This is a genomic window from Streptococcus australis ATCC 700641 (assembly GCF_000186465.1).
Lineage (GTDB): Bacteria > Bacillota > Bacilli > Lactobacillales > Streptococcaceae > Streptococcus > Streptococcus australis.
Map to the genome: position 1 here is coordinate 2,023,163 of NZ_GL636091.1, position 7,502 is coordinate 2,030,664.

Annotated in this window: 5 protein-coding genes; 3 read left to right on the forward strand and 2 right to left on the reverse strand. The window is 38.3% G+C overall.

The annotated features are described in order from the left end of the window. Together HMPREF9421_RS10990 and rlmD are read right to left on the reverse strand one after the other, a co-directional pair. Window positions 1–3,435, reverse strand: a 3,435-nt coding sequence (locus tag HMPREF9421_RS10990; protein ID WP_006596825.1) for a lectin-like domain-containing protein, incomplete at its 3' end; no start/stop codon positions are given. A 674-nt stretch (window positions 3,436–4,109) separates the two neighbouring features. Then, window positions 4,110–5,462, reverse strand: a complete 1,353-nt coding sequence (rlmD, locus tag HMPREF9421_RS09575; RefSeq protein ID WP_006596826.1) for a 23S rRNA (uracil(1939)-C(5))-methyltransferase RlmD — start codon at window positions 5,460–5,462, stop codon at window positions 4,110–4,112. A 158-nt stretch (window positions 5,463–5,620) separates the two neighbouring features. On the opposite strand from rlmD, the gene recX reads away from it, so the two are divergent. From recX to HMPREF9421_RS09590, 3 genes are all read left to right on the forward strand, one after another. Further along, window positions 5,621–6,397 (forward strand): recombination regulator RecX, encoded by a 777-nt coding sequence (gene recX, locus HMPREF9421_RS09580; protein ID WP_006596827.1) that lies wholly within the window; start codon window positions 5,621–5,623, stop codon window positions 6,395–6,397. Between the two features lie 85 nt (window positions 6,398–6,482). Further along, window positions 6,483–7,016: a nucleoside tri-diphosphate phosphatase gene (ntdP, locus tag HMPREF9421_RS09585; protein WP_006596828.1), complete on the forward strand. Its 534-nt coding sequence runs from the start codon at window positions 6,483–6,485 to the stop codon at window positions 7,014–7,016. Between the two features lie 99 nt (window positions 7,017–7,115). Continuing rightward, window positions 7,116–7,433, forward strand: a complete 318-nt coding sequence (locus tag HMPREF9421_RS09590) for a DUF960 domain-containing protein (RefSeq protein WP_006596829.1) — start codon at window positions 7,116–7,118, stop codon at window positions 7,431–7,433. The last annotated feature ends 69 nt before the right edge of the window (window positions 7,434–7,502 follow it).

Sequence of the window (7,502 nt, forward strand, 5' to 3'; positions counted from 1 at the left end):
GTTCGCATCTGCTGCTTTGACAGTTTGTGCTGGGGTTAATGTAGCTGTTGAGCCGTTTGAGTAAGTTAATGTTGTTGAACCATCATTTCCTACCACTACTGTTGCTACATCTGGATTCGCTACTCTTACAGCAGCTTCTACCGCTTGTTTTTCTGGGGTAGTTAGGCTTGATGGATTTTTAACTGGTGTTACTGTTGGTGCTACCGCCTCAATACTAAATACTGAAGCCGCAGCTAGTGTGTCTGTACTTCCATCTTTATAAGTAACAGTTACATTAGTTCCATTTAACGTAACACTATCAATTTTATCGCTAAAAGTTGGATTTGCTGCTTTTACTGCATTTGCTAATTCCGTAGCATTTGGTACTGTATTTGTCACGATTGGTGTTGATGGCGCTTGTGCGTTATATTTGAAAGTTTGTGGTTTCCACATAAAACGGATACGCCCAAGTTGTCCTGGTGTAGTCGCATCACCAACATGTTCATAGCTTGTATTACCCGCTGCATCTTCAGCAAATAGGTAACGAGTGAGTTGTCCGTTACTTTCTGTGTAAGTGTTTTTAGGAACTTCACCAGTTACGCGAACGATAGCTGGAGTTGACTCTGTAGCAGTAGTTTCTACATGAATACCTTCAGTCTTAAGATACAAACCACCTTTAGTTCTACCGTTTAAGAAGGTAGTGTCTTCTGCACCAAGGCCACTGCGGTTATCTTGTGGCAAAGCTAGATAAGCTTTTACAATCTTACCTGAATTATCAGTTACCTTTAGCTCAATATTATTTTCTTCACCAGAGTAAACATAAATGGCTTGTGTCGCAGGATCATCATATGGAATGTGTAAGGTCGGACGAACATTCTCTTTTACAGTTACAGTTGTAGCATCTGATTTGTTGTTAGCAGCATCTGTTGCTGTAACGCTAATTGTATCTCCTTCATTTAACCCTGAAACCGGGATAGTGAAGCTTCCATCTGCACCGGCTGTTGCAGTTGCTTTACTACCATTTGGTAATGTAGCTTCTACTGTAGAATTAGCTTCTGCTGTACCAGTAATACTAGTAGCACCTGCCTTAACGGCGTTTACAGTTGGTGCTGCTGGTGGTGTTGTGTCAGGTTTTGCTTCTACATTAATTTCTTTCCAACCAACTGGACTTGAATATTTAGTTTCTTTGATGTTTGAAATTACTTTAGCTTTACCTGCTTGGATTTTATCCTTCATTTCAAGAACAACTGTATCAAAGAAACCATCACTAGAGTATGAGGTAACAACTGCTTTTGATTCGTCTTTTGAAGTCCATGCCCCAGGAATTGAATCGCGTTTAATAGCTACTTCACTTCTACCATTGTTAGCATTAGGGTAATCAAAGTAAGCAATTCCTGCATCGTGAGGCACTTTTAGTGTAACTGTAGTAGTTTCTGCAACAAGACTTTGTTGATCTTTTGATTCTGTTGATGGCACTACACTTGATTCACCTAGTGCAACATCTACTGTTGCTGCTTCACTTTCACTGACACCTATTTTTTGTGTAACTACTAAACTATTTTTTGGTACTAATTGATCTTGTGTCGTTACATTACTATTTAATCCAGTTGGAAGTGTCGCTGTCCACTTACCGTTACTTTCTACTGTTACATTGTCTACAACTGTGTTTCCTGCAACTTTAATATTAATAGTTGCACCAGGTGTTCCTGTCCCTGATAATGTATTATCAGTTGATTTAATACCTCCATTTCGCAGCATACCACCATCTGAAGGTAATGTTTTAGTTACCTCTGGAGTAGGCACTGCAAATACATACTTCAGTAACTGTCCACCACTTCTAAGTGTTACAGTATTAGCTCCCGAGTTATATGTTTCTGCTCTATCAGAATTAACTTCCTTAAGTGTATATCCTTTTGCTTTTATTTTCGTAATAGCTTTTTGTACTGCTTCGATATTACTCAAATTAACAACTTGATCTCTATCTCCTGGAATCGCACTACTTGCTGCAAGCTCATTACCCGCTTCATCATAGAAGGCTACTTGTACAATTTGTGGTGCTGTAAACTCAAATTTTTCGATTTGTACACGTTGCAAGTTAGTACCAGAACCTGTACTTCCTAAGAATGACAACGCATAAGTTGCATTTGAGTTGTTAAGAGCAGTCTTAGCAGATGATTCCATGATTGAAGCATTCGCAGTCTTCAAATTAGTTGACCATTTTTCAGAACCGTAAGTTACAATAAACTCTTTTGATTGACCTTTATATTCAATTTTAAAGTCTACCCATTCGCCATTAGGTTTTGGATTTAGAGCTTTTGCTGCTGAGCTACTTGTCGTTACCCTACCAGCATTATTTGATGAGTAGAATGAACCGAAGGCATTTTGCTCCCACTCAAATTTTCCATTTATTTTACGTCCGTTTCCATATTTTGGATCGGCTGATGCATTTTGGTTAGCATTTGGATTCGAGGTATTATGCCATGAGTCCAGTTTGAAACCAAAGGCATTTTTGATAGTTCCCATACCAATAGACGCTCCAGATTGTCCAATAGTATCTACCTTACCTGTATGGAAGACGAAACCAACTCCATCTCCACCATCGCGACCATTTACTTTATGTCCTTCATATTTATCACCAATATCTACCTTACCAGTAAAGGTAAAGTCTTCCTTAGGATCAATTTTAAAACGAAGGTAAGCACTACCAACTTGACCAGATACATCATCTGTTAATTTAATTGTGCCAGACGTTTCATCATAATTTGCCGTACCACCTTCTTTAAAGAAACTATCAAAGTTATCTTTCGTTACTGTAACACGATCAAGTCTCGATTCATCAACTGAACGAACATTACCTTCTGATAGAGCACGTCTACTTCTTACCTTAGGAGTTGTCGTAGAAGAAACAGATGTTACTTCTGTAGTTTCTTCAGATGGTGTCTCAGTAGTTACTGCGGTAACTTCTTTAACACTTGCTACAGCTTTATTCAAACGTTCAACACTTTGATTGATTTCAGCTTGGCTTACAGATTCGTTAGCAACCAATGCTTCTGCTTCAGCAATTGCAGCTGCTACTTCAGCTTTAACTGAAGCTTCTTGACCATCCAAGTTTTTAGCTCTTGCTTGCCCCAAAGCAACCTCTAATTTAGTTTTATCAACTAAAGGTGATGAAGGCGCAGTCTCAGCTTCTGTTGAAACTACTGTTGCTACATCAGCTATATTCTTTTCAACTGATGCAGTTACTGCCGGAGCATCGTAGGTGGTTGATTCCCCAGTAGATTCCGATGAAGTAGGCACTGTAGTTTCAGGCTTATCTTCAACACTATCAGCTTTAACTGTTGGAGCAGCTAAAGTAGCCCCGATCGCAAAGACAAGCGAACAACCAAATAAGAAATGCTTTCCTTTTTTGATCATCCGCCAGTTCTTTTGTTGTGCATTCTTTCGATTAAAATACATCAAATAAACTCCCTTGTTATGATTAAATTTTGTACCTAAAATACGATTTTAGTATAATTTATTTTTATTAAATAGTCAAGAAAGTTTACCTATGTTTATTAATTTTATTTATAAAACAAAAAATGACTTTTAGAGCCTAAATAATGAAACTCATTTTAAATTTTTAGATTAGAATCTATGATTATAGGTTATATGAGATGGTATTAAAATATATTTATAATCCCCCCTAATATTTAAATCTTACAATTTGTAAAAAACGCATTATTCTTGAATATTTATCAGCTATTCGTTTCGTGTGTTATGCTATCATTATAATAAACCAAGGAACAACATACAATTTATATTAGATAATATAGAATCAATTGCAAATAGTCTTCGCGAATAGGAAAAGATGCGAATCAGTTATCTAACATTAACAAGAGAGTTCCATTATTCTTCCTAAAATACTTATAAAACTATAAAAATGGACGAAAACCAAACACATAATCAAAAAGAATAAATTATTTCAACTAACTGAAAAACGAACATCAGCTACTAAAATAAAAAATTAACAACTCAAATTTGCTAATTTCTTATTTAGTATAACTATTTAAAATCTAAATAATAGTCTATTTATCATTTATTCCTGTATATCTTAATCCGTAATCAAAGGATAGCAGACTTTATTGATCAGACTATTTCTTCACTAACTTCACCACAGCCTCTGTCCGAGCTGTATGGGGAAACATATCCACAGACTGGATGTAGACGACATCATACACCTTGGTCAAATCCACGAGGTCTCGCGCTAGGGTGGAAACATTACAAGAAACGTAGACCATCTTTTGAGGAGCATAGCGCAACAAGGTGTCAATCAATTGAACCCCAAGTCCTGTCCGTGGTGGGTCCACAATGACTGCATCTGCTCGATAACCTTCTTTGTACCAACGAGGGATGATTTCCTCAGCCGTCCCAGCTTCATAGTGGGTGTTTTCAAAGCCCATCTGCTTAGCATTGTATTTGGCATCCTCAATCGCTTCAGGGATAATGTCCATTCCCCGGACACTCTTGACCTTATCCGCAAAGGCAAAACCAATGGTCCCAACCCCGCAGTAGGCATCAATCAAATGATCCTCTGGCGATACATCTAAAGCCTTGACAGCTTCACTATAGAGGACTTCGGTCTGCTCAGGATTTAACTGGTAAAAGGCCCGCGGAGACAAGGAAAATTCATAATCCAAGACCCCTTCTCGAATAGTCTCCTGTCCCCAAATAATCTGCGTCTTCTCCCCGTAGATCTCACTGGATTTGGAGGTATTCAGATTGACTGCCACCGTCACAATTTCAGGGTATTTTTTCACCAAATCCGCGACCAAGTCTGTTAAGTTGAGTTGTCGACTAGTCACCACGATCATTTGGACCTGTCCAGTCTTACGAGCCCGGCGCACCATGATAGTACGAACTCCAAATTGATTCCGATCATCTGAAATCGGAATCTGGTAGTAGGTCAATAACTCCGCTACATGGTTAGCGATTTCCTGAATGACCGGATCCTGGACTAGACAGTCCCTTAATTCCACCAAATAATGAGAATTTTGAGCGTATAAACCGGCCTTGACCTGCCCCTTAAATTTACGCGTCTGAAATTGGAGTTTAGCCCGATAATACTGAGGTTTTTCCATCCCAAGCGTCGGATGGATCAGATAATTTTCATAGCCGGTAGGAGCATATTTCTTCAAGGCCTGCTGCAATAAGTCTGTTTTGAACTCCAACTGCTTACTATACTTCAGATGCATGATCTGGCAGCCTCCACAGGTCTCATAGATATCACAGGTTGGCGTTACTCGATACTTGGAAGCCTTGTTGACGGACAAGAGCTTGGCTTCTGCAAAATTCTTCCGAATCGCAGTAATTTGGCAAAAGACATCTTCACCCTTTAAAGCCCCAGGCACGAAGACCAAGGTTTTCTTGTAAAAGCCAATCCCTTCTCCATTAATTCCCATTCGCTTGATTTTCAAAGGAATTCTTTGTTTAACTTTTAGATTCATATGTCTATTATACCATGTAGTTTCTCATTCGCTTAGAATATGATAAAATTGAAAAGAAAAACAAGGAATTACAGGCCATTTCTCAATAAGAACACGAATAATATAGAGAGAAAGACTGATTATTTACTGCAATAAAACTCAAATGAAACAGGAAACCTATGAAAATCACCAAATTAGAAAAGAAAAAACGTCTCTACCTTCTAGAGCTGGATCAAGCCCAAATCCTCTACATTACAGAAGACACCATCGTCCGCTTCATGCTCTCACGAGACAAAGAAATTAGCCAGGAAGAACTCAAGGAAATTCAAACCTATGCCCAGCTCTCCTACGCTAAAAATTTAGCCCTCTACCACCTTTCCTTTAAAGCCCGTACATGCCGCGAAGTACGCGACTACTTAGCCAAGCATGAAATTGACGAATCTACCATTGAAACCGTCATGAACACCCTAAAAGAAGACAAATGGATCGATGACTTGGCCTATACTCGTGCTATCTTTCAATCCAATCACCTCTCAGGTGACAAGGGACCCTATTTCCTCAAGCAAAAGCTCATTCAAAAAGGTGTCTCTTCCCACTATATTGATCAGATCACCCCAGAATTTGATTTTTCCGAAGTAGCTCAACGTACTGCCCAAAAACTAACTAAGCAATACGTTAAAAAACTTCCACCAAGAGCCTTAAAAGATAAAATCACTCAAAATCTCATCAATAAAGGCTTTAGTTATGAAGTTGCTAAGCACGCCTATCACCAATTAGGCATCGAGCAAGATGAAGAACAAACTCTCGACCTGATTATGAAGGAACTAGAAAAACAGCATCAGAAATACTCACGAAAATATGAGGGCTACGAACTCAAACAACGCCTCACCCAAGCTCTTGCTCGCAAAGGGTATGACTACTCAGACATTTCTACAGCTCTTCGAGAATTCCTTTAAATAAAAATACATGAAAATCCCTTATTTTCATGAAAATATGATACAATATAGAGGATGTACTTAGATTGTAGAAAGTTGGTAAGTTATGAAACTACCTAAAGAAGGCGACTTTATTACAATTCAAAGTTATAAACATGATGGAAGTCTCCACCGAACTTGGCGGGACACCATGGTACTAAAAACTACGGAAAACGCACTTATCGGCGTCAATGATCATACTCTCGTCACAGAGAGCGATGGTAGAAGATGGATTACAAGAGAGCCAGCAATTGTCTACTTTCATAAGAAGTACTGGTTCAATATCATCGCTATGATACGAGATAATGAAGTATCCTATTATTGTAATCTTGCCAGTCCATATTATATGGACCAAGAAGCACTAAAGTATATAGATTATGATCTTGATGTCAAAGTCTTCCCAGATGGTGATAAGAAACTGCTGGACGTAGAAGAATACGAACAGCACAAACGCAAAATGAACTATTCAGATGACATTGACTTTATCCTAAAAGAAAATGTCAAAATCCTTGTAGACTGGATTAACAACCAGTTAGGTCCATTCTCTGAGGAATACATTAAAATTTGGTACAACCGTTATGTTGAACTGCGAAATAAATAAAGTTGGAAAGAGCGAAAGCTCTTTTTTTCGAACTTAATACTTGCAATATCCAAGTAAAACAAGTACTATGTACTTAATAAAAATAGGAAGGGAGACAATATGGCGTTTACAAATACAAGAGGTCGCTATGCAAGTTTTGGAGTCATGACCAGCCTACCAGATGATATTATCGATAGTTTCTGGTATGTCATTGATAACTATCTCAAACACGTTTACCCCTTAAATTCTGTTTTAAAATTTGAACTGATCAATCGCAAAGGAAAAACAACCCTGCGCTTCAGTCAAAAAGACTTCCCCTTAGAAATCGCTGTTGATTTCCCTATTCCTTTCGACCCTTACTACCCAAGACAAGTCAGAATCGTTGATAACAAAGGACGAGAAACCATCATGCTAATTGACGAATACCAACTATTATAATGAAAAAAAGGCCTGATGGCCTTTTTATGTTATAACAAAATAAAAAAGGTCACATGACCTTTCTACAGT

What these genes read in the sequence shown, in the direction of transcription:
- rlmD (WP_006596826.1), bottom strand. Translation starts at nt 5,462, where the DNA reads ATGAATCTAAAAGTTAAACAAAGAATTCCTTTGAAAATCAAGCGAATG.
- recX (WP_006596827.1), top strand. Translation starts at nt 5,621, where the DNA reads ATGAAAATCACCAAATTAGAAAAGAAAAAACGTCTCTACCTTCTAGAG.
- ntdP (WP_006596828.1), top strand. Translation starts at nt 6,483, where the DNA reads ATGAAACTACCTAAAGAAGGCGACTTTATTACAATTCAAAGTTATAAA.
- HMPREF9421_RS09590 (WP_006596829.1), top strand. Translation starts at nt 7,116, where the DNA reads ATGGCGTTTACAAATACAAGAGGTCGCTATGCAAGTTTTGGAGTCATG.